Origin of the sequence: Vibrio injensis, from assembly GCF_001895205.1 — a bacterium.
In the GTDB taxonomy this organism is placed as follows: Bacteria; Pseudomonadota; Gammaproteobacteria; order Enterobacterales; family Vibrionaceae; genus Vibrio; species Vibrio injensis.
In genome coordinates this window covers 15,083-38,850 of the sequence record NZ_BDJF01000011.1, presented here as the reverse complement: position 1 = coordinate 38,850, position 23,768 = coordinate 15,083, and the positions used below count along the sequence as shown (strand labels likewise).

15 protein-coding genes are annotated in these 23,768 nt (G+C 42.9%); 5 read left to right on the top strand and 10 right to left on the bottom strand.

The window, feature by feature from the left end; translation table 11 throughout:
- Positions 1 to 8: 8 nt before the first annotated feature.
- The 7 genes from BSR11_RS03490 to msrC form a co-directional block, all read right to left on the bottom strand.
- On the bottom strand, positions 9 to 4,850 hold the full coding sequence (locus tag BSR11_RS03490) for an NAD-glutamate dehydrogenase (protein WP_072669101.1): 4,842 nt from the start codon (positions 4,848 to 4,850) through the stop codon (positions 9 to 11).
- Between the two features lie 184 nt (positions 4,851 to 5,034).
- Positions 5,035 to 5,256 carry a DUF2835 domain-containing protein gene (locus BSR11_RS03485; protein ID WP_040904316.1) on the bottom strand — a complete coding sequence of 74 codons (222 nt, stop codon included), beginning with the start codon at positions 5,254 to 5,256 and terminating at the stop codon, positions 5,035 to 5,037.
- Between the two features lie 72 nt (positions 5,257 to 5,328).
- Entirely contained in the window at positions 5,329 to 7,938 is a 2,610-nt protein-coding gene (pepN, locus tag BSR11_RS03480; protein WP_072669100.1) for an aminopeptidase N, read from the bottom strand.
- Positions 7,939 to 8,204: 266 nt separating this feature from the next.
- Positions 8,205 to 8,879, bottom strand: a complete 675-nt coding sequence (locus BSR11_RS03475; RefSeq protein WP_072669099.1) for a hypothetical protein — start codon at positions 8,877 to 8,879, stop codon at positions 8,205 to 8,207.
- Between the two features lie 182 nt (positions 8,880 to 9,061).
- Complete coding sequence (prc, locus tag BSR11_RS03470) at positions 9,062 to 11,059, bottom strand: carboxy terminal-processing peptidase (RefSeq protein WP_072669098.1); 1,998 nt, start codon at positions 11,057 to 11,059, stop codon at positions 9,062 to 9,064.
- Positions 11,060 to 11,076: 17 nt separating this feature from the next.
- A complete protein-coding gene (gene proQ / locus BSR11_RS03465) occupies positions 11,077 to 11,709 on the bottom strand; it encodes an RNA chaperone ProQ (RefSeq protein ID WP_004395295.1) in 633 nt (210 codons plus the stop codon).
- A gap of 101 nt (positions 11,710 to 11,810) precedes the next feature.
- Positions 11,811 to 12,284, bottom strand: a complete 474-nt coding sequence (gene msrC, locus BSR11_RS03460) for a free L-methionine (R)-S-oxide reductase MsrC (RefSeq protein ID WP_072669097.1) — start codon at positions 12,282 to 12,284, stop codon at positions 11,811 to 11,813.
- Positions 12,285 to 12,368: 84 nt separating this feature from the next.
- On the opposite strand from msrC, the gene BSR11_RS03455 reads away from it, so the two are divergent.
- The 4 genes from BSR11_RS03455 to rsmF all read left to right on the top strand — a co-directional run bounded on the left by BSR11_RS03455 (position 12,369) and on the right by rsmF (position 19,614).
- Complete coding sequence (locus BSR11_RS03455; protein ID WP_072669096.1) at positions 12,369 to 14,159, top strand: ABC transporter ATP-binding protein; 1,791 nt, start codon at positions 12,369 to 12,371, stop codon at positions 14,157 to 14,159.
- A gap of 70 nt (positions 14,160 to 14,229) precedes the next feature.
- Positions 14,230 to 15,489 (top strand): paraquat-inducible protein A, encoded by a 1,260-nt coding sequence (locus BSR11_RS03450; protein WP_072669095.1) that lies wholly within the window; start codon positions 14,230 to 14,232, stop codon positions 15,487 to 15,489.
- A complete protein-coding gene (locus BSR11_RS03445; protein WP_072669094.1) occupies positions 15,482 to 18,121 on the top strand; it encodes a PqiB family protein in 2,640 nt (879 codons plus the stop codon). The genes BSR11_RS03450 and BSR11_RS03445 overlap by 8 nt, the downstream gene beginning before the upstream one ends.
- Positions 18,122 to 18,189: 68 nt before the next feature.
- Complete coding sequence (rsmF, locus tag BSR11_RS03440) at positions 18,190 to 19,614, top strand: 16S rRNA (cytosine(1407)-C(5))-methyltransferase RsmF (RefSeq protein WP_072669093.1); 1,425 nt, start codon at positions 18,190 to 18,192, stop codon at positions 19,612 to 19,614.
- A 242-nt stretch (positions 19,615 to 19,856) separates the two neighbouring features.
- Here rsmF and BSR11_RS03435 read toward each other — a convergent pair whose 3' ends face one another.
- The gene (locus tag BSR11_RS03435; protein WP_072669092.1) at positions 19,857 to 20,690 is read right to left on the bottom strand and encodes a CvfB family protein; all 834 of its coding nucleotides are present in this window, start codon (positions 20,688 to 20,690) and stop codon (positions 19,857 to 19,859) included.
- A gap of 102 nt (positions 20,691 to 20,792) precedes the next feature.
- Between BSR11_RS03435 and BSR11_RS03430 the strand changes: the two genes are divergently transcribed.
- Positions 20,793 to 22,142 (top strand): hypothetical protein, encoded by a 1,350-nt coding sequence (locus tag BSR11_RS03430; protein WP_072669091.1) that lies wholly within the window; start codon positions 20,793 to 20,795, stop codon positions 22,140 to 22,142.
- Between the two features lie 19 nt (positions 22,143 to 22,161).
- Here BSR11_RS03430 and BSR11_RS03425 read toward each other — a convergent pair whose 3' ends face one another.
- Both BSR11_RS03425 and BSR11_RS03420 read right to left on the bottom strand, forming a co-directional pair.
- Complete coding sequence (locus tag BSR11_RS03425; RefSeq protein ID WP_072669090.1) at positions 22,162 to 22,644, bottom strand: DUF4442 domain-containing protein; 483 nt, start codon at positions 22,642 to 22,644, stop codon at positions 22,162 to 22,164.
- Positions 22,645 to 22,779: 135 nt separating this feature from the next.
- Positions 22,780 to 23,670: a putative PEP-binding protein gene (locus BSR11_RS03420; protein WP_072669089.1), complete on the bottom strand. Its 891-nt coding sequence runs from the start codon at positions 23,668 to 23,670 to the stop codon at positions 22,780 to 22,782.
- Positions 23,671 to 23,768: the final 98 nt, after the last annotated feature.

Here is a 23,768-nt window from a genome sequence, read left to right as displayed (position 1 = left end):
TTCAATGCTTATTCGGTCGCCACACAATTTAAGTTGAGCAACATCAATTCACGCATCGCTACTGAAAACTTAGCAAACTCATGAACCGAGCCCACTTTAAATTCATTAAGAATGTTTTCCCAACGCTGCAATGAAATGCTGTTATTGTCCATCCAACGTTGCAGAGCATGAATGACATCGGCAGTCTCTGAACCATTGACCGCATTGAGCACTTGCGCTGTTAATTGACGCTGCTGCCAGTCGAGATCTTCTCTAAATGCCGCTCTTGCCAATGCCTGCCAGTTATTTTCAACCGCTTGGTTATTAATCTGTTTTAAGAACCAATGAATCGACAGACGATCACCCAAATTAAAGTATAATTTAGCGACATGCTCAACTGGAATCGCCTTCTCATGAGAGACTGTGGATATATCCAGTACAGAGTAAAGACTGGATAGACGAGCAACATAATGCGCTAAATCCGAATTGATGCCTTGCTCTATCCAGCTATTCGCCAGCAGATCATGTTCAGCAACTTCATCAGCCACCAGCAAAGTATCTAACTGACGAGTAATACTGCGTACATCCGATTGGTACTGATCAATGAGCGCTTGTACGGACTGTTTTCCAGTGCGATTACGCAGCAACCAGCGAGAGAGTCGACGTAACGTTCGACGAACTTGGAACATCACTTGATATTGAGCACTCGCAGTGGCTTGATTATCCAACGAGCGAACTTGCTGCAATACGTTGCCAAGTTCGAAGATTTCACGTGCAGCGGCATAAGAATGAGCTATATCCGTGACGCTAGCTCCAGTCTCTTCTTGCAAACGCGTCACAAAATTGCAGCCCATTTCATTAACCATTTGGTTAGCTAACGCGGTGGCAATGATTTCTTTGCGCAGTGGATGGTTGTGCATCTGCTGCGAATAGTCACCACGTAACTTTGATGGGAAGTACTGAATCAATTGCTGCGCATGGAACTGATCATTAGCTATCTCATCACAAGCCAACTCCTCTTTTAAGGCCATTTTTCCATAGGCCACCAGCACGGCAAGCTCTGGTCGAGTTAATGCAAAACCTTGTTTCTCTCTTTCTAACAACGTTTCGTCATCAGGAATATGCTCTAAGGCTCGGTCAAGATAGCCCGTTTTCTCCATGTGGTGAATAAAACGAATTTGCTCTTTAACCACCTCAACGCCCAATTGCTCGGTCACCGAAATAGACTCTGATTGAGTGTAAGCATCTTCAATAACAATTTCACCGACTTCCTCTTCCATGGATTCTAGGATTTGGTTGCGCTGTTTTACGGTTAGATCGCCATTGGCAACTAAACCATTCAAGAAGATCTTAATATTGACTTCATTATCCGAGCAATCAACCCCACCTACGTTGTCAACGAAATCGGTATTCACTCGCCCACCAGTGAGCGCGTATTCTACCCGCCCTTGCTGAGTCATACCTAAGTTGCCGCCTTCACCAATAATTTTCGCTTTGACTTCACGACCGTCAATACGCAGTGCATCATTCGCTCTATCGCCAACATCGGCATGCGATTCTTTCGAGGACTTAATATAAGTGCCGATCCCACCATTCCACAGAAGATCAACCTGCATTTTCAGGATCATCTTGATCAGTTCATTAGGAGCAGCTGACGCTTTCTTAGTACCAAGCATCTTTTGTATTTCAGGGCTGAGCGTGATTGATTTCGCTTTGCGTGAGAAAACGCCGCCACCTTGCGAGATCAAGCTTGGGTCATAATCTTCCCAGCTAGAGCGAGGTAATTGGAACAGACGTTGCCGCTCTTGCCAGCTCTTTTGAGCATCTGGACTTGGATCAATAAAGATATGCAGATGGTTAAAAGCGGCTTGTAAACGAATATGTTGCGATAACAACATACCATTACCAAACACATCGCCCGCCATATCACCGATACCGACCGCGGTAAAATCCGTCGTTTGACAGTTAATACCGAGTTCACGGAAATGACGTTTAACCGATTCCCAACCACCACGAGCGGTAATGCCCATGGCTTTATGGTCATAACCATTAGAGCCACCAGAAGCAAAGGCATCTCCTAACCAGAATTGGTAATCCGCCGATACTGAGTTTGCTAAGTCAGAGAAGGTCGCTGTCCCTTTGTCGGCAGCGACAACCAAATAAGGATCATCTTCATCATGACGAATCACATTACGTGGTGGAACTATTTCACCTTCAACAATATTATCGGTGACATCTAATAATGCTTGGATAAAGCGCTTGTAACAACGTTGTCCTTCGGCAAAGATTTCATCTCGTCCCGTTAGTAAGTGCTGTTTCTTACAAACAAAACCGCCTTTCGCTCCAACAGGAACAATCACGGTATTTTTGACTTGTTGGGCTTTTACTAAGCCTAAAATCTCGGTCCGGAAATCTTCTTGACGATCAGACCAACGCAAACCACCACGGGCAACTTTACCACCACGTAGATGAACCCCTTCCATATCCGGCGCATAGACAAAAATTTCAAAGGCCGGAACAGGGGCTGGAATATCAGGAATTTCCCGTGGTTTCAACTTCAGAGCTAGCCAAGGTTTCGGTTGTTGCTCTTCATCCACTTGGAAATAGTTGGTACGTAACGTTGCACAGATCATTTCCATATAGCGGCGAAGAATACGATCATCATCGAGACTTTCAACATGATCCAATTGCTCGGTTAATTGCGCAATCAACTCCGCTTGACCTTTCTGTGAACCTTTAAATTTAGGATCAAAACGACGCACAAACAGATCAACCAACCCTTTCGCTAAGTCGGGGTAATGATTTAAGGTATCTTCAATATAGTGTTGACTGAACGGGAAACCAACTTGACGCATGTAACGTGCATAAGCGCGTAAAATAGAGATCTCGCGTCCGGTTAAAGAAGCGCCAAGCACTAAGCGGTTAAAGCCATCACTCTCTAATTCACCATGCCAAATGGCTGAAAATGCTTGTTGGAAACGATCGCGTGCTTCACGCAAATCAACTTGCTTCTCGCTCTTATGCAGCATAGAGAAATCTAAAATCCAATAGACTTGTCCATTAGTCTTCGTCACTTCGTATGGTGATTCACCGATGACACGCAAGCCAAGATTTTCAAGCATCGGCATCACATCGGACAGATGAATCGGCTCATCGCGATGATACAGTTTTAAGCGGACTGCTTTAGAATCTTTCGCCTCTTCTTGAGGACGATAAAATAGCATACCGAGTTTATTTTCTTCGTTCAGGGCTTCTAATCGTTCAATATCAGACACCGCTGAGCCTGGCATGACATCTTCTTTATAAGAGCGAGGAAAAGCGCGTTGATACTCTTTGGCTAATGATAAACCTGAACTTTCGCCAAAATTGGCAATAATTGCTTCGGATAAACGGTCATCCCAGCTGGTTGATGCTTCCATTAAATTTTGCTCTATCTTCTTAACATCAATATTGGCACTGTTATTTTCTACCCGCACAATGTAGTGCGTTCTTGCTAGCGGGCTTTCAGAAAAATAGGTAGTGAATTCTACTTCTTGTTCACAACCAAAATACTGCTTTAATAAGCGCTGTGTTTGACGGCGTAGTTCGGTGTTGTAACGCTCTTTAGTAACATAAACCATGCAGCTAAAGAAACGGCCAAAGGGGTCTTTGCGAACAAATAAACGGATCAGGTCGCGGTCTTGCATCTGCACAACCCCCATCCCGACTTCCAGTAGCTCTTCTTCTTTCGCTTGTAAAAGCTCGTCGCGAGGATAGTTCTCTAAAATATTATGTAGGGCCTTATAAGCATAAGACCCTGCACGATAGCCACTTGCTTTAAGAATCCGTTGTACCTTCTCGCGAACCAGTGGAATGCTTTCGACCGTTTGGTTATAAACGGCTGAGGTGTATAAACCCGTAAAACGATGCTCACCGATGACTTTACCATTGGCATCAAATTTTTTAATACCAATGTAATCGGTATACGCTGGACGATGAATGCGCGACTGTTTGTTGCCTTTAGTCAGGATCAGTAAGAAAGGCTTCTTCGCTTCTAAACGAGCAGAATCGGAAAATTGTGATAATTTTACACCACGAACCCGTTTGGGATCCGAGAATAGGCCTAGTCCCGCTTCTGGCGTAGGGCGAAGCTCGGTGTCATCATCATGATTGACCAGATCAAATTCTTTGTAGCCCATGAAAGTGAAATTATGTGCCCCTAGCCAACGTAAGAAAACAAGGGTTTCTTGGTAATGTTCAGAATCGACAGGGATATGATTTTTATCCGCTTCCAATTGTTCAATCACTTGCTCAAGCTTACTCGCCATTGGCTTCCAGTCTTGAACGACCAAAGCCGTATCACTGAGGATTTCTAACAGCTCTTCTTTTAGCGCCGTCATCTCTTCTTTGCTGCTTAGTCTATCCACTTCAATGTGAAAAAGTGATTGCAATGCGCCAGCGCCTTGACCAATGCTCAGCACCGCACCGTTATTGTCTCGTTCGATGTGCGTTGGGCCGTTTAGCATTAAGTGCGATGTTAAATCGAGACGACTTAAAGTCATTTTGATTGAATCAACAAGGAAAGGAGTATCGGGTACGACAATTTCAACGATCGTATGAGTCGATTGCCAACCATGTTTACTAACGGTTGGATTAAATACACGTACTGAACGTTGGTCGGCTTTCTTCTCATTAATATGATGCCAAAGACTGACCACGGCACCGTATAAATCGGATTCATTACGTTTACTAAGATCGTCTTGCGCAACATTACTAAATAGGTGTTGACCAAGTTGAGTAACAAGAGGTTGGTGAGCAAGCTCAAGTTTGTCTTGAATTAGCTGGTATACTTTTTCAAGTAGAACCGGCATCAAACTTTCACGCGCGGTCATATGCGACTCCAAATATTAGAATTATAGGCTGGTAGGGTATGCGCTAAGCATAGTTGTAACTTACGGTAATGCGAGGCCTATTGTAGTGCTTTGCTAACCGTTCGTTAACGCATTTGGACGCAATTGATAGTGAAATGTTTAATAATGTGACAGGCGTAGCGATTCAAATCACCACAAATTTACCTCAGGACAGCATATCTAACTTTATAAACTTATTGTTTTGGTCAGTTGTTAGACGAAATCGACCTTTTACTCCAATTTGGCTAAGAAATGGGCGAAATTTTGCAGCTGGTAATTGTAAACGTAAGCCATGTTCGGTGGTAACTAGGATGTGACTAGCTAGCCCAGAATAATGAGCTAGGAAAGTTTGATAAGAGATATTAAGAGAGAAAAAATAATAGTTCATAATTGTACTGTATAGAGTGCTGGAAGCGACTTCCCCTTCCAGCACCCGATCAATCAATAAGTAGCGAACAAGTTAGGCTTGTTCAAGCGCTTTGCTGACTTTTTCAAATAAGTCACGTGCAAGATCATCCAGTGACTGTAACGCTTCTAACTCCTGTTTCATTAATGCTTGTCGCTGCTCGTCATAACGTCGAAACTTGAGTAACGGATCAATTAAACGAGAGGCCACTTGAGGATTACTGCTGTTTAACTCACGCAATATCTGCCCCGCAAAGCGATAACCATCACCACTAGGCGCATGGAAATTAACCGGGTTCATGGTAAAAAATGAACCAATTAAGCTACGAATGCGGTTAGGATTCTTTAAGCTAAAAGCGGAGTGTTGCATCGTGGCTTGAATAACATCCAAAGCATCTTCAGCAGGATTCGATCCTTGCAAAGCAAACCATTTGTCCATCACCAATCCATCGTGTTGCCATTTCGCACTATAATCAGCCATCAGTGTTTCTCGACAAGCCAGCTGAGCACTATTTGCTGCGCTCATTGTGGCAATCGTATCGGTCATATTATTGGCTTGCTGATACTGACGTTGGACCAAACGGTTGCCTTGCTCAGTGAAAGCCAATAAACCTAAACAGGTATTACGTAAAGTTCGCTGGCCAATCGCCGCATGCTCAATAGAATATTCAGTCTGAGTTAATGAATGATAAGTGGCACTGAGTTCATCTTCTAGCTCAGTGGCTAACATCACTTTCAGTTCATGCAGTACTTTGGCAATCGCATCGACATCCACCTGCTTATACCAACCCGATACTTCATTATGATTCGGCAAAGCCAGCATTTCAGCGATAAAAGCTGGCTCAAGTTTATCACTGAGCAGCACACCACGAAAAGCATCGACAACCGCTTCAGGTAAGGTGACTTTTTGTTGTTGCTGAGCAGCTTCAACATTCGCTCGAATGTATTTTGCCAACAACATCTGCCCAGCATCCCATTGTGCAAAAGCGTTAGTCGCATGCATCATTAAAAAGATTAATTCTTGGTCGGTATATTGATATTCAAGTTTTACCGGAGCAGAAAACTCACGTAATAAAGATGGGATCGGTTGATTGGTGACTTTCTCAAAGACAAACGTCTGCTTCGCTTGAGTCACACTGAGGACATTAGAAACGGGCTTTCCATTACACTGTAACGGAATAATTTCACCATTTTCATGATACAGCTCAATATCAAATGGAATATGCAGTGGCAATTTTTCTGGCTGATCATGTGTTGGCTCTGTGCTTTGTTCAACCGTTAACGCATATGTTTGAGCTTGCTCATCATAATGACTCGTCACTTTAAGTAGTGGTGTACCCGATTGGCTATACCATAAACGGAATTGAGTTAAATCAATACCGCTTGCCTTTTCCATTGCTAAAACAAAATCTTCACAGGTTGCTGCGGTACCATCATGACGTTCAAAATAGAGCTTCATTCCTTGCTGGAACGCTTCTTCACCTAATAAGGTATGCATCATCCGAATCACTTCACTGCCCTTTTCATAAACGGTCAGGGTGTAGAAGTTATTCATTTCTATCACTTTATCCGGACGGATAGGATGCGACATTGGGCTTGCATCTTCTGCAAATTGCGGGCCACGAATAATCCGAACATTATGAATGCGATTCACCGCTCGCGAACCAAGATCAGAAGAGAATTCTTGATCGCGGAATACCGTTAAGCCTTCTTTTAAGCTTAATTGAAACCAGTCACGACAAGTAACTCGGTTGCCCGTCCAGTTATGGAAATATTCATGGCCAATCACCGCTTCAATACCAAGATAATCAGTATCCGTCGCCGTTTTCTCATTGGCTAAAACAAATTTTGAGTTAAAAATATTTAACCCTTTGTTTTCCATCGCCCCCATATTGAAAAAATCGACAGCTACGATCATATAAATATCCAGATCGTATTCTAAGCCAAACCGCTGCTCATCCCATTTCATGGAATTTTTTAGTGAAGTCATCGCATGACCTGCGCGATCTAAATTGCCTTTATCGACAAAAATTTCTAAATCAACATGACGACCAGAACGAGTGACAAACTGGTCACGCAAGACATCAAAATCCCCCGCGACCAAAGCAAATAAATACGCAGGTTTAGGATGAGGATCGTGCCATTTTACCCAGTGACGACCATTATCGGTCTCACCTTGGGCAACTTTATTACCATTACTTAGCAAATATGGGTATAAGGCTTTGTCGGCAATCACTGTACTGGTGTATTTGGCTAACACATCTGGGCGGTCAAGGAAATAAGTGATGCGACGAAATCCTTCTGCTTCACACTGAGTACAGAAAGCCCCACCGGACTTATAGAGCCCCTCTAATGCAGTGTTACTTTGAGGATCGATTTCCGTCACAATGGTTAACTCAAACTGCTGAGGTAGTTGAGTTATTTCTAAATGAGCCTCTGACTTGGTAAAGTGTTGCCACTCTTCACCATTAATTTTTAATGATGTTAATACTAGCCCTTCACCATCTAGCAATAGTGTTGAGCTTTCAGCCTTTTGCTCAACGTGAGAAACCGCCGTAACGACAGTCGCGTGATCATGCAAATCAAAGGTTAGATCAATACGATCAATATAATGAGAGGGAGCCAGATAATCTTTACGATACTTGGCTAATGGGCTTGTCGCCATGGTCGGAATCCTTTTTGACATAAACAGATGAAGAGTAAGGTTGAGAAACCTTGATGTTAATCAACTGATCTTAATCTTGTTTTCACCAATAACAACCCCTAGACCGAAAAAATGAGAGATTTTAATCCGCTGTATAACCAATACGCGATATTGGGTTTTAGCAATAAGGTCAAAAATAAAGGTAATAAATCGATAAAACGCCAAGTTGATAGCTCTGCTAAAAAAGAAAATCTTCAATTGGTGCAACATTGTAGAGAAAAGATCGACTAACGAATTCGATTTAATTCGGCGTAGAGCATGCCCTGTTCAATGTCTAACGTTAAGCGATTTTGGTTAAGTTGAAAGCGCGTATTATGTTCACCATGGGGATACAACAGGACCAATTGTTCATCTTCGGTATAAAACACCCCTTGTTGCACGGTTTGATTACCATTTTGTCCTGTTGCACGAAAAAAGAAGATGAAATCAGGTTGTAAAATTAAATCGAGGCTTTGTAAATTGAGAAGCGATTGATCACTGCCAGCCAATGAGTCTCCTGACCAAGTTCCCGCTAACGGGCTAGTTAACATCTTGGTAAAAATAACGCCATTCAGCATTAGTTGATTATGATTCGCTTGATAAAAATAGTGCTGTGGTGTGCTGCTATCGATACCAAGAATCAAGCTATCTTGATTGAGCGAATATTGCCCTTGCCAGTGATCAACACTGTAGTCTTTCTTTTGTATATCGATTAAAAATGAATAATCCGACTTGAGAGTTAAGCGAACGACGAGAAAGTTTTCTTTAGATTTCTCTGGTGCAGAGTTAAACAAAAACCAATCGCCAAGCAAAAAAGGCACGTCAAACTGAGTCAGATCTTGTCTTGAGTGATAACGCGCTTCTAACTGTGGGCTCGTTGCCGTTAAGCTGAAGCAAGCAATAAATAGTGCAATCCATTTCATCGTGCCCCCTAATGCTTTTATTTTAAGCTTAGGCGGTTTCAATTTATAATGCGAAATTTCGATGAAAATCACATTATAAATTCTTCTTATCTGCACACTTATTTCAAATTAACAACGATAAAACAAACGGTTATAAAAAAGCGAGCCAGTTGGCTCGCTTTAACCCATCAAGATAGAAAAGTTCAAATCTTGAGCATATCCACCATGATCGATACTGATTCATTCAAATAAGCATCAGGAGTTTCATAATCTTTTGGAACATCACTCAAGGTCGCAAAAGGTTCTTTACCAAGCGACGCTTGACGAAGATTAATTCTATCCAATCGCTGTTTATCGGCTTGTTCCATCTCTTGCTTGCGTTGCTTTTCATTTAAAGACAGTAAGTTATCGTCTTTTTCTGCTTGATATTTTTCAATATCCTGCAAGATAAAGCCAAACTCTTGATCCGCTAAGATTCGAGCTTGATGGCGTTGATCGAGTTTAGCGATCGTCGCACTAAAGTCATGCAACACTTGATATTTGACAGGATCAATTCGGTCCCAAGGTAGCGCGTTCTCTTCAACACTTTCCCCTGTTTCGCTAGCATCGATAGCACTCGGGAACACAATATCAGGGATCACACCGCGATTTTGAGTACTGCCACCATCAATTCGATAAAACTTCTGAATAGTATACTGAACATAACCAAGCTCTTGTTCAAATAAATCATAGATATGATTTAAAGAGCGATGTTGCTGAACCGTACCCTTACCAAATGAATTTTCACCAAGAATAATCGCTCGACCATAGTCTTGCATGGCTGCGGCAAAAATCTCAGATGCGGAGGCACTAAATCGATTAATCAAAACCGTCATTGGACCTTGATAACTAATTTTGCCGTCAGTATCACTATTAACATTTACTCGACCATAACTATCGCGTACCTGCACAATAGGACCACTGGTAATAAATAAACCAGAAAGTGCGGTAGCTTCCGTTAATGCGCCACCACCATTATTCCGTAAATCGATGATAATACCATCGATTCCGCTGGCTTTTAGCTCAGTCAATAACTTATCGGTATCTTGTGCTAAGCCAACGTAAAAGCTAGGTACTTCAAGGACACCAATCTTTTTGCCATCTTGTTCGATAACTTTAGACTTAACCGCTCGGTCTTCAAGACGAATTTTATCTCGGACAATAGTGACAATGTGACTTTTTGCGTCATTACCTTCCGGCAAGACCTGCAGTTGCACTTTAGTGCCTTTCGGCCCTTTAATTAACTGCACGACATCATCGAGACGCCAGCCAATCACATCAACAATATCACCTTTGTCTTGACCAACACCGATAATGCGATCTCCTTCACTCAACTGTCGACTGGTCGCCGCAGGGCCACCAACGACTAACGAGCGAATCACTGTATAATCGTCCGTCATCTGTAGTACCGCGCCAATCCCTTCAAGAGATAAATTCATCTCTGATTGAAACTGAGCAGCATTGCGAGGAGATAAATAGCTAGTGTGAGGATCAATCTGCCGAGCAAAGGCATTCATATAGACTTGAAAAACATCTTCGCTGTTGGTCTGAGTTAACCGCTTGATCGCATTGTTATAACGTTTAGCCAGCGTTTCTTGAATTTCTGGCCAGGTTTTCCCGGTTAATTTCAAGTTCAATGCGTCAAATTTAACGCGCTGACGCCATAACTCATCGACTTCCGCTTGATCTTTCGGCCATGCCGCTTTAGAGCGATCACGTTCGATAAACTCATCACTATCGAAAGTCATTTCATGATCAAGAAGCGACAATGCGTATTGGAAACGCTCAAAACGTTTACGCATTGAAAGATTATACAATTCAAATGCTATCTGGTTATTACCTGCTTTTAGCTGATCATCTAACTGGGTTGACCAAGGCTTAAAAGCGTCAATATCGGCCTGAGTAAAGAGATTACGATTGTAATCCAACATGCCAATATAACGGTCGAAAATAGCTTGAGAAAACGCATCATCTAAAGAGAAGTGTTTATAGTGAGAACGAGTAAAACGAGACGTTACCCGCTTACTGGCGGTTTCATGTTGAGCTTGTGGAGTAAGAAGAGGTAAATCCTCAATCTTGAGATTGGCTTCTATCGCCTGAACAGAAAAAGCTGCCAGCCATAGGCCAGCAGCAATTGATGTTAATTTTGAACGGCATTTCATGCTTAGGAATGTCTCCTTTAAGCGCGCAAGTGCTCCGTCTTCACAACCATTTGTAGGCCGTTACCGAGTTGAACACGCACATCTTCCTTATTAATTTCAACGATGGTCGCAGCCATGTTGCCTTTGCCCATGTTCACGTTTACTTCTTTGCCAACTTTCATTTCATCGGCTTGTAACACGCGTGTTTCAACTGGTTTTTTCTCTGTCTTTGCCGTCACATCTTGTGTTTGTGCACGACGTGGTTGAGGTTTTTTCGCTTTTGGCTTGGCTTTATTGGCCTCTTCACGCACTTTCTTCGCTTGCTCTTTACGGCGCGCATCAACGCGAGCTTTGCTTTCTGCTAACGCAGCTTGAGCATGATCGACATGTTGCTGTTCAAGTTCACCACAAGCATTACCATCAAGATCAACACGAACCGCACCAGCTTTAACACCGTGCAGATAACGCCATGACGAAGTGTACTGTCTTAGCGCTGCACGAAGTTGAGTTTTGCTTACTTTAGGATCTTCATTAAGACGCTGAGCAAGATCTTGAAAAATACCAATTTTAAGAGGCTTAGCCTCACCTTCTAAAGTAAAGCAGTTAGGGAAACATTCAGCAATATACGCAATCACTTCTTTGCTGTTTTTTAACTTTTCAGTGTTTTCCATGAGGATTCCTGGTTGATGCGGCTGGTCCGCGGGGCATAAATAATAAAATATGTTCGGTATTATAGTGACCTGAGTACGAAAAACCACTGGCAAAGGCGAATTTATGCCTTGTTCGCGTGTGAATTAAGCACCTTTTCTACTTCCGTCATTAAAAATACCAGTCCTTGCTGGTCAATTTCTGAAAAGCGAGCAATAGTTGGGCTATCAATATCTAACACACCAGCCAATTGCTCGCAGATAGTGAACGGGATCACCAATTCTGAGTTACTGGCTGCATCACAAGCGATATGACCAACAAAGGCATGCACATCATCTACGCGCTGTACCGTATTAGTTGCAACAGCCGTCCCACAAACTCCACGCCCTACTGGAATTCGAACACAAGCGGGCTTACCTTGAAAAGGGCCTAACACTAATTCATCATTCTGTAAGAGATAAAAACCAACCCAGTTTAAATCGCTCAGTTCCATATTTAATAAAGCACTTAAGTTCGCTAAGTTAGCCACTAAGTCAGTTTCAGATTCGAGTAAAGCCACCGCTTGTTTCGTTAAACGCTGGTAATCTGCTAAGTTCATATTCATTCCCAATAAAATTAAAGACTTCACTTACTGTTCTTCGTACAATGCCTATCAAACTAAATAGGATGCATTCTCATTATAATGATCAATAATCATGACACTATTAGCCGTTCTTGGTTGATAACTCAAGTAAAAAAACATCAACGCCCACTGCTTTTTGCCAATTTTATTGCTATCGCTGCAACATTAATCAGTGTGCCTATCCCCTTGTTAATGCCATTGATGGTCGATGAAGTTTTGCTTAATCAACCTGCTGGTGGTTTGGCGTTAATGAATACACTCTTGCCCTCTGATTGGCAAACACCCACTGGATATATCCTATTCACTTTATTACTGGTGGTGCTCATGCGCACCGGTAGCCAACTGCTGAATATTATACAAAGTCGGCAGTTTACACGGGTATCAAAAACGGTTACCTACCAAATGCGCTGTAAAATGATTGATAAACTAGGTCGAATCAGTATTCGTCAGTATGAAACACGAGGCAGCGGTGGAATTAATGCCCATCTGGTAACCGATATAGAAACAATCGATCAATTTATTGGCTCAACATTGAGTAAATTTTTAATCAGTTTGCTGACGGTATTTGGTACAGCCTTAGTACTCTTATGGCTTGATTGGCGATTAGGATTATTTATCCTATTGGTTAACCCAATTGTTATCTATTTTTCCCGTCTACTAGGCAGCCAAGTCAAACATCTCAAAAAACGCGAGAACCAAGCATTTGAGAAATTTCAAAACCGTTTAGTCGAAACCTTAGATGGTATCTATCAGCTTAGAGCAGCCAACAAGGAACGGGAGTTTTTAACTCAACTTAAAAACAATGCCGACGAAGTACGAGCCAACGCCGATAAATACGCTTGGCAAGCTGAAGCCGCGGGACGCCTATCCTTTTTACTTTTTCTACTGGGATTTGAACTGTTTCGTGCGGTCGCGATGTTAATGGTGCTATTTAGCGACCTGACTATCGGACAAATTTTTGCGGTTTTTGGCTACTTATGGTTTATGTTAGGACCCGTACAAGAACTGCTGGGTATCCAATTTTCGTGGTATAGCGCGAAAGCGGCACTGGCCAGAATCAATACGTTATTACAGCTTGAGGAAGAGTATCGTCCAATCAGTAAAGTCAACCCATTTACTCAGCATCAACCAGTAGCGGTCACACTCTCACAAGTGAACTTTTCTTATGATGGCGAGAAAAAGGTGCTTGATGAACTGTCTTTAACCATCCCCGCGGGCAAAAAAGTCGCTTTAGTCGGAGCAAGTGGTGGTGGCAAATCAACCTTAATTCAATTACTGCTTGGAGCATATCGGGCAGATTCAGGTGAGATTTATTTTAATGGCGAACGGTGTGATGATATTGGTTTTGAGATTATCCGCAGTCAAATTGCGGTGGTATTACAACAACCTATACTTTTCAACGACACTTTAAGGCATAATTTAACCCTTGGTGGTGATTATGACGACGACTCGCTTTGGCGTGCATTAGAAGTAGCGCAACTGCAAGATATCACTCATCAACTCAGTCAAGGATTGGATACTCCTATTGGTCGTAACGGTATCCGCTTGTCTGGTGGCCAGCGCCAACGCTTAGCTATTGCTAGAATGGTATTAAGTGATCCGAAATTGGTGATTTTGGATGAAGCAACATCAGCACTCGATACCGCGACCGAAGCTGCACTGCATCTTGCATTAAGTGGATTTTTAAAAGGACGAACCACGCTGATTGTTGCCCATCGTCTGTCGGCCGTGAAACAAGCCGATTTGATTTATGTATTAGAAGATGGGCGAGTGAGTCAAATTGGTACACATGGAGAGTTACTTGAACAGCAAGGACTTTATCAAACATTATATGGCGCTATTCAGTCATAACTCTATTTGGCTTATGATACTCCCCGCCACTTACTCGGTGACAACGTCACCGAGTGTCGAGTAATGACTGATGACTAGTACGCCGCTCTCTCAACATTCGTCGAGCACCAGTAACCTTCGTCTGTGTCAGGGGTGTGAGCTACCGGTGGATATTGTTGATGTGCCTCGTGGTAAAAGCGCCTACTGCCCTCGCTGTGGAACCCAACTTTATCGAGGTGGCAGCCCTTCATTATCGGGTAATTTAGCGATTGCCGTCACCTGCTTACTGTTGTTTTTTCCTGCTCACGCCTTTGACTTTTTAACTATCCGTTTGATCGGCGTAATGATCCCAGCATCGTTATCTGGGGGGATCATCGCTCTAGCGAATGAAGGATACGTGATTCTGGCTCTACTGGTGTTTTTTTGCAGCTCCCTAGCCCCATTTCTGGTCTTTGCCTCCATCGTTACCGCCCATATTGCGCTACATTATCACTGGTTTCTTGGTTTACGCTATTCGGTCTGGATCATGCAGCAATTAAAAGCATGGGCAATGATTGATGTCTTTTTGGTCAGCGTTGCGGTTTCAAGCTTTAAATTAAGCGATTACGCGGATATTTTTATGGGTCCTGCGCTGTTTAGTTTGGTGCTCTTGCAAATTTTCACTGTTTTATTACTCAGCCGAATTAGCATTCGCCGCTATTGGGAAGCGTGGAAACCCGAGCAAGATTACCCTGCTCAAACGGATAAACAAGTTCATTGCCATCATTGCCACTTATCGCAACACGAAAACGCCCGTTGTATTCGCTGCCATCACCCACTTCATCATCGAAAACCACGTTCTATCGAACGGACTTGGGCCTATGTTATCGCCGCGAGTATCGCCATCATTCCCGCCAATCTGCTACCGATCTCCATATTAATCACCAATGGGCAACGTCTTGAAGATACTATCTTATCGGGTGTTGCTTCGCTGATGAATTCAGGAATGTATGGCATTGCCGCGATCATCTTTGTAGCCAGCATTGTCGTTCCTGTGATTAAAATTTTAGGCCTTATCTATTTATTGTTGGCGATTCAATATCGACGCAGCCGTTATCATCGTCAGCGAATGAGCATTTTCTATGCGATAAAATGGGTAGGAAAATGGTCTGTTCTCGACTTATTTGTGATTGCCATTATGTTGACCTTGGTCGATCGAGGGCAGTTACTTAATTTTATCCCTGGTGATGGCGCTCTAGCCTTTGGCTTTGTGGTCGTCTTAACCATGTTAGCAGCCGAAAGCCTTGATCCCCGTTTATTGTGGGATAATTATCAGCAAGAGACAAAACACAGCGAGTCTTGTAATGAATAAACCACCAATGACCCAAGCGTCTTATTCCCCGCAAATCAAATCCAATAAAGGGATTTCCCCATTGTGGATATTACCGATCCTCACTTTATTGCTCGCGGGTTGGCTGGTCGGTAAAGCGATACATGATGCTGGTGAACGTATCCAAATTCATTTTTCTGATGCACAGGGGCTCGTCGCAGGCAGAACCACCATTCGTTATCAGGGTTTAGAAGTCGGTATGGTGCGGGAAATAAAACTTGCTCCCGAATTAGACAGTATCTATGTCGAAGCAGATATCTATCCCGAAGCAACTCAATTGCTTTCTGATACTACTCGATTTTGGTTAGTGAAACCCACCGCAAGTTTGTCTGGTGTTTCAGGATTGGATGCTTTGGTCTCTGGTAATTATATCGCCTTACATCCAGGTGGTCCTGGGCAAGAAAATCATCCTCAGATATACCACGCTCTAGAGCGTGCACCATCCGATTTAGTCTCCAATGGTGGACTACAGATCACTTTGCGGGCCAACGATCTTGGCGGAATTTCTATTGGCTCGCCCATTGTTTATAAAAAAATTCCGATTGGTGAAGTATTTAGTTATCAACTTGCCAAAGATGCACAATCCGTCGTGTTACAAGTCTCAATTGAATCTGAATATCGCCATTTGATCACCAAAGAAAGTCGCTTTTGGAATGTGAGTGGCATTGGCACCTCATTAGGCTTTGATGGTATCGATGTTCGTTTAGAAAGTTTGAGTGCCCTAATTGGCGGAGCGATTGCTGTTGATTCCCCCGATGGCGGTGAACCCGCAGCTCAATTCAGCGAATTTCGTCTCTACAGAGATCTCAAAACAGCCGGACGCGGCATTCCGATCACGATTACACTGCCTGATGACAGTGGGATTAACGCTTCGGGAGCGCCCATTATGTACCGTGGATTGGAGATAGGACAGATCACCCATCTACAACTGAATGAGGATAAGACACAAATTATTGCTCATGCCGCGATTCAACCATCATTAAATGAACTACTCACAACAGGCAGCCAGTTCATTTTACAAGAAGCAAAAGTTTCACTATCTGGCTTAGAAAATTTATCGAACTTAATCAAAGGTAATTACCTTACTTTACAACCGGGTGAAGGTGAACGTACTCGACAATTTACAGCGCTAAGAAAAATTGAGTATCAACAATCTCAATCACATACTTTCTCCATTACCCTTACCGCTGAACATGCTTATGGTTTGACGTCAGGGGCTGAGATTTTGTATCGCGGAGTACGAATTGGCATCATCAAGGATGTTCAACTCAGCGCGGATCAAGTCGAATTTCATGCCGTTATTGAACAACAATACCAATCATTAATTCGTTCCAAAAACCGTTTTTATGTTGATGGATCAATGCGTGCCGAGCTTGGCCGCGCCGGCATTAATCTCTCACTCCCCCCCGTCAAACAACTCCTGAGCGGTACTATCAGTTTTATTAGTGAAGGTGAAAACACCGTACTTGAACGCTATTCTCTGTATGCTAACCCATCATTAGCAGAACTGGCGGCGTATCAGCAATCCGGCTCTCGCGCCTTGCGCCTCCATGCAGAAACCCTGCCTCCGGTACAAATTGGCAGCCCACTGTTATTTCGTCATCTCCCCGTTGGTCATGTCACTCAATTTAAGTTACAAAAAGAAGGCGTCGAGGTTGAAGTTAATATTGATAACCAGTACCAACATTTAATTAATGATCAAACCGTATTTTGGAACCATTCAGGTATTGAAGTGAATGCCTCTTTAAGCGATGGGCTTCGTATTCAAGCAGCTCCGCTACAAACGCTACTTCAAGGTGGCATTGCTTTTGATACCTTGCCAGGAGTAGAAAACAAGCTCGACGGACATTGGAAGCTTTATTCGAGTTACCAAAAAGCACAACAATTTGGGGAAGCCATCACATTACTGGCAGAAAATAGCGACGGTATCGTCAAAGGTACTCCAATCAAATATCAGGGAGTACAAGTCGGTGAAGTGATCGCTGTTGTACCAAGTTTTAGCCAAGCACAAGTCACCTTTTCTGCTCGCATTCAGCCCGAATACGCTCCTTTTATTACTCGCGCAACGAGCGTATTTTGGGTGGCTAAAGCTAATGTGAGCTTACAAGGTATTACTAATTTAGAAAATCTAGTCTCACCGAGTATCGAAGTCTATCCAGGGCAAGGCGCTGCGCAGCATACTTTTCACCTTGCTACCCAACCTTACTCGCCAAGTGGTGTTAGGTTCACTCTACAAACGGAATATCGCGGATCGATTAATATTGGTACCCCGATTTTTTACCGTGATATAGAAGTAGGGCGAGTGATTGACATCCAATTGGGTGCGTTTGCAGATCGAGTTATCTCGACCATCGATATTGATCCCAACTATGCTTACTTAGTCCGTCGCAATAGTCTATTTTGGAATACCTCAGGCGTTGATGTTTCGATAGGACTGACGGGAGCAAACATCAAATCAGGCACCCTAGAAAGTATGGTTCGCGGTGGAATTACTTTTGCAACGCCAGAACAAAAGCAGCTTGCTCCTCCTGCTCAAGCTGGCCAATCTTTTTATCTTCACGCCAAACCACAAGAAGAATGGAAACGCTGGCGAACAGCGATACCTAGACCTTGAGATAAACTTCAAGTCTGGTCGCGATGTGTATATAATCGCGGCCAGAATCCGCTTATCGAGACACTGTTTTGCATTCCACCGTTACGCTACCCGAAGAGTTCCTCTCTACCATTGCTGAAATATTGCCCTCAACACTCAACCTGAACGATTTTATCGCCGCCTGCCAACGGCCACTCAGAAAAAGTATTCGTGTTAATACGTTAAAAATATCTGTGGTTGATTTTCAAACCCGAGCGGCAGGAAAGGGATGGCACCTAGAACCTATCCCTTGGTGCGAGAGTGGATTTTGGATTACTGCAGATGAAGAACAGGTTCCACTTGGCAATACCGCAGAACATATGGCGGGCCTATTTTACATCCAAGAAGCCAGTTCAATGATGCCCGTCTCTGCCCTATTTATGCAATCTGGCACGCCTTTTGAGTATGTATTAGACATGGCAGCAGCGCCGGGATCCAAGACAACACAAATCGCAGCGTTAATGGATAATCAAGGCGTATTGGTAGCAAATGAATATTCGGCCAGTCGAGTGAAAATTTTACACGCCAATATTGAACGTTGTGGTATTCGTAATAGCGCTCTGACTAATTTCGATGGCCAAATCTTTGGTGGTTGGTTACCTGAGCAATTTGATGCAATCTTGCTTGATGCTCCCTGTTCTGGTGAAGGCACTGTACGCAAAGATCCTGATGCGATGAAAAACTGGAGCAAAGCTTCGGTAATGAGTATCGCGCAAACCCAGAAGTCGTTAATTGAAAGTGCTTTTCAAGCGCTCAAAGTTGGCGGCGTGTTGGTCTATTCAACCTGCACATTAAGCCGTGAAGAGAACCAAGACGTCTGCTGGCATTTGAAACAGACTTATGGTGACGCGGTCACATTCACTCGTCTCGATCAACTTTTCTCGAGTGCTGAACAGGCCATTACTGAAGAAGGTTTTTTGCATATTTTCCCACAAGTTTATGACTGTGAAGGATTTTTCGTCGCTAAAATCACTAAATTAGCGTCAGTGGAAACGCCTGCTGTAAAAAAACGCTTGGGTAAATTCCCATTTGTTAAAGTTAGCCCTGCACAACGCCTTGAGATTGAGCAACAATTATATCATGCACTGAACATTCGTTTACCAGAAGACAGCCACGTGTGGTCACGTGATGGTGACATCTGGCTCTTTCCCTCGGCTTTAGAATCGCTACTCGGCGAGCTGCGTTTTTCTCGAATGGGGATAAAAATTGCGGAGCAACATAAACGGGGCTATCGCTGGCAACATCAAGTCGCTACAACACTGGCAACCGGACAAGAATCGCAATCCGTTGAATTAGATAAAGATCAAGCTCGTGATTGGTTTATGGGGCGTGATGTTCGACCAGAAGAGACGACAGGTCAAGGTGAAGTGATCGTTTGTTATCAAGGCGATGTGATTGGTCTAGGGAAATGGGTCGGTAATCGGATCAAAAATGGCTTACCACGAGATTTAGTGCGCGATAAAAATCTGTTTTAAAGCCAATGAACATTCCACACTGATGATATTAATAGACGGATTTAAAAGCATTGCTGCGCGTTAAGGAATGATAAGTATCAAACAGTGGGCACTGGTCTATACTTTATCAATATCCCCACATAATAGCCAAACCAAGGGGATAGCCGTAAATCGCGCTTAACTCCCCTTCTGGCGCGTTTCCCAAGGCCCAAAACCTAACGCTGTTTTGGGCCATTTTTTTGGTCAACAATACTCAATCTAGCTTAAACGAGACGAATACCGTCTTTTTCAATCACAATCTTTCCTTGCTTAAATAAACCACCGATGGTTTTTTTAAACGTACCCTTGCTGGTCCGGAAAGTGGCAAAAATCTCTTCTGGAGTCGATTTATCGCTAAGCGGTAAAAAGCCTTGTTTTTTCTCTAACATGGATAAAATTTTGCTACTTAACTCATCCATTTTTTCCACACCGACTTTTTGAAGAGCCAGATCGATTTTGCCATCAGGACGAATACTTTTGATATAACCTTTGATTTTTTTACCGATAAACAGTTTTCCAAACACATCCGATGGGAAAATCATCCCCCAATGCGCTCCATTAATGATTGCTTTAAAGCCCAGCTCTGAACGCTCAGCAATAATCAAATCAACAGGCTGGTTAACCTTATAATGCGCTGGTATTTTATCTAACCATTTATTAAATTTAGTGGTACCCACAATACGGCCAGACGCTTTATCGGTATAAACATAAACTAAAATCGTCTGTCCTTCGTTAAAGCGCGCACGTTGCTCACTGTAGGGGATCAGTAAGTCTTTATCTTTAATGCCCCAATCAACAAATGCTCCGGTATTATTCACACCGACGACTTTCATTAATCCCCACTCTCCGACTTGAGCGATAGGTGTCTCTGTTGTCGCGGCTAATTGATTCTCTGAATCAAAGAACAGAAACACATCAATAAATTGCCCTAGCTCTACGCCTTGTGGTGCATAACGTTTAGGTAATAGAGTGGTACCGAACTCTCCCGCATCTAAAAAAACACCAAAATCAGTGATTTTTACGACTTCTAAGCTATTAATTTGGCCAATGTTAATCATGTAGAATTGTCTCACAGCAAATTTGCAGAGATTATACGTGATCTCTGCTATCCTTTCTCGCAATTGTATCGATAAAATTCAGCAATTTTTCAGGAGCTTTCGTTGATCACGGTAGATAAATACGACGCTGTCACGTTGAGGATTGCCACTCAAATGTCAGGCAGTAAAAAACTCGATTTGGATGTTTATCTTTTTATTCCTGGGGAATTAGGGCTTAGCCCAGAAATCATTTCAGAGTCGGAGTTCTTTTATAGCTCCATTCATCAAAAGCGCTCCTATTACAGTGATAAAATTCTGCTGCCACTTGTCCATAGCCGATTAGCACAACGCGGCCGACTCTCATCAACTCAATATCGGGTAAGTTTGAGTTTATTTGCTTATCAATATGTTATCGCCTTAGATAGAGCCGTTAATCAGCTTAATGCAACCAGTGACACCGTCACCGCAGATGAGGTTGATACGGTTATCGAGTTATCGCTCGATATTCTAAAACGATTACGTAGAACCATTCCTTACGATGAGAACCTTAAACGTTACTACGCCAATATTGATAACTATCTTTCTTGGTATACCGAGCAAAAATTTCTGTCGATAGTCGCTCACCTTACTCGTGATAATGACTATAAAACCATTAAAGAACGCCTCATCACCTTAGTTGAAAAAGAGCAGGCTCATCGGGCCTTAAATCATTACAACTCCGAAAAAGCTGGCACGGATGTAACCCGCCTGAGTAATAAGATGCGTTTATTACGGCGTCTTATTGAACATCCGATCATTCTTAATGAAAAAGTGACCTCTCTGGGCAATAACGTCAAACGGGTGGTTAAAGGGGTCGTCACAGGCTTAATCATGGTCGTGGTAACACTTACTGCCATCGTCGCTCGTGATTATCTAGGAGAGATTACCGCCTCCTTTATCATTGCGATGTCGTTTATTTATGCCTTGCGTGAGATATTTAAAGATGATTTACGCAATATACTGTGGCGCTGGATCCGTAAAGGCAAGCCCAAATGGCGGCGACGTTATTTTGATCCAACGACAGGGACTCAGGTTGGGCAAAAAGATGAATGGCTAGATTACCAATCGTTATCTGAGTTACCGGAAAAAATTCAAGCCATTCGTAAGAAACGGATTGTCCATCGTGAAGAACAAATTCTTCACTATCGCTCGGAAGTCGATATGTCAACATCACGCTTTATGAGCGGTTATGAAGAAACCCGTGAAGCGATGATGATCGATTTACGTCCGTTAACACGCTTAATTGATAAAAGCTCGACTCGTATTTATCAACTCAGCAATGGTCAAGTCAGTCGGGAAGCGGTCGAGAAACGCCACTTGATTAACTTAATTGTAAAAGAAAAAGACCATCGGCAAGCCGCCCGTTATTATCGTTGGAAAATCGTGATTAACCGGAGCAAAATTGTCGACATTGAAGCAATTGAGTTAGATTAAGTCACTCTCTTTACGCTGATTATTTTGATTTCACCGCTTTAACAGACAACGTTAACCAAAACTCTGCCATTGGCTCATTACCATGCTGTGATGGGCAAGTGGCGACGATTTTGACCTCTCGGTTTACGCGTTGGCCGGTAGCGATGGTTTCATCCAACATGGCATCAATCGCAGCGCCATCGACGCAATGAAAGTGGACATCCCCTTCCGGTCTTTTTAAAAATTCTGCTTTGACGGCTTTAAATGCTAAAGAAATAACTTCTCCACGCTGCTGAGCTTTGTGCATGGCCATAAAGCCACCAGCTACATCCGCACCTACGGCAAGTACGCCAAAATACATGCTATTTAGATGATTTTTATTCCTTCTTTTCAGCGGAATACGGACTTCAACCGCTTGATCATTTAACAGCAGGATTTTAGGTCGACAATACCAAATAAGGGGTACCTTAAAAATACCGAAATAATTAAGATAGAAATTGGCTTTGGTTAAAGCAGAAAACATAATTAGACTTCCCTGTAATCTCATCAGACCAGTTCACTCGATAGCCAAGGAAATGTCAACGAAATGTTATAAAAAATCAGAAGCCAAGTCATTTTTACTTGGCTTCTGATTAGCTTAATGTTTTAAAGAAAAAACTCAGTAATAATAAACCGAATCTGGCTGAGCGACTTCAGATAAAAAACGCTGGATCTTCTTCGATACATTCTGTTCGCTCACTAATATACTCAGCGGTTTCTGCGTTTGATGGGCTATTTTAACGGCCATTTCGGCTAACTGAAACACGGCGTCATTGTCGCTGGGTTGATAGCGTTCAACAAGAGTATCGGCACTATTATCAACCGCTAAGGTAAATTGGGCAAGGGAGTCCCAATCCAATAGCATCCCATCAAAATAAGCCAGTAAACGTTCTGCCAATAGTGCAGCGGAAGGCACTTGGCAAACAAATGATACCTTTAACCCATGTAAACCACGCGGTAAACCTTGTTCGGCGAGGCTATCAATAATTGCGGCGGCGTCACTCAACGAGCGAACAAAAGGCACGACGATTTCAATAGGATGCCCTTTACTGATCAACCTTTTGATCACGTTGCACTCCAACTCAAATGCATCAGCGTATTCAATGGCCGTTAATCGAGCGACACCTCGAACTCCAAGCGCCGGATTTGATTCAACCGCGACTTTTTCTCCGCCCAGTAAAGTACGGCTTTGTGCACTATCAGCACTACTTAAACAAATACGAATGCTTTGGTGATGTGGCTGAATACCTTGTTCAATTCGCTCCACTAACGTATCAACAAAATGCTCAGCAATCGTTTGATCATTTAATAATGCCTGTAAAGAACTTTTCTCTAGCTCGGATAACTGATCTTGATCCGTGACCAAACCAGGATAATAAAAAATGCTATCTGCGATCAGCTCCGAAATGGCAACAAACAAGGTTGAACTCAAGGTTTGTTGAGACCATTGAGGTAAGGTATTACCTTGCTCAAACGGCTTATTTACTGAAGAAGGTGATACAACACTCATAACGGCTCCATCTGTTGTTGATTACTGTAGGACGAAAATACCGAGTTCATTGACCAAACACAAGGGCAAAAATCAATATTAATTCATAAAAAGAGAAT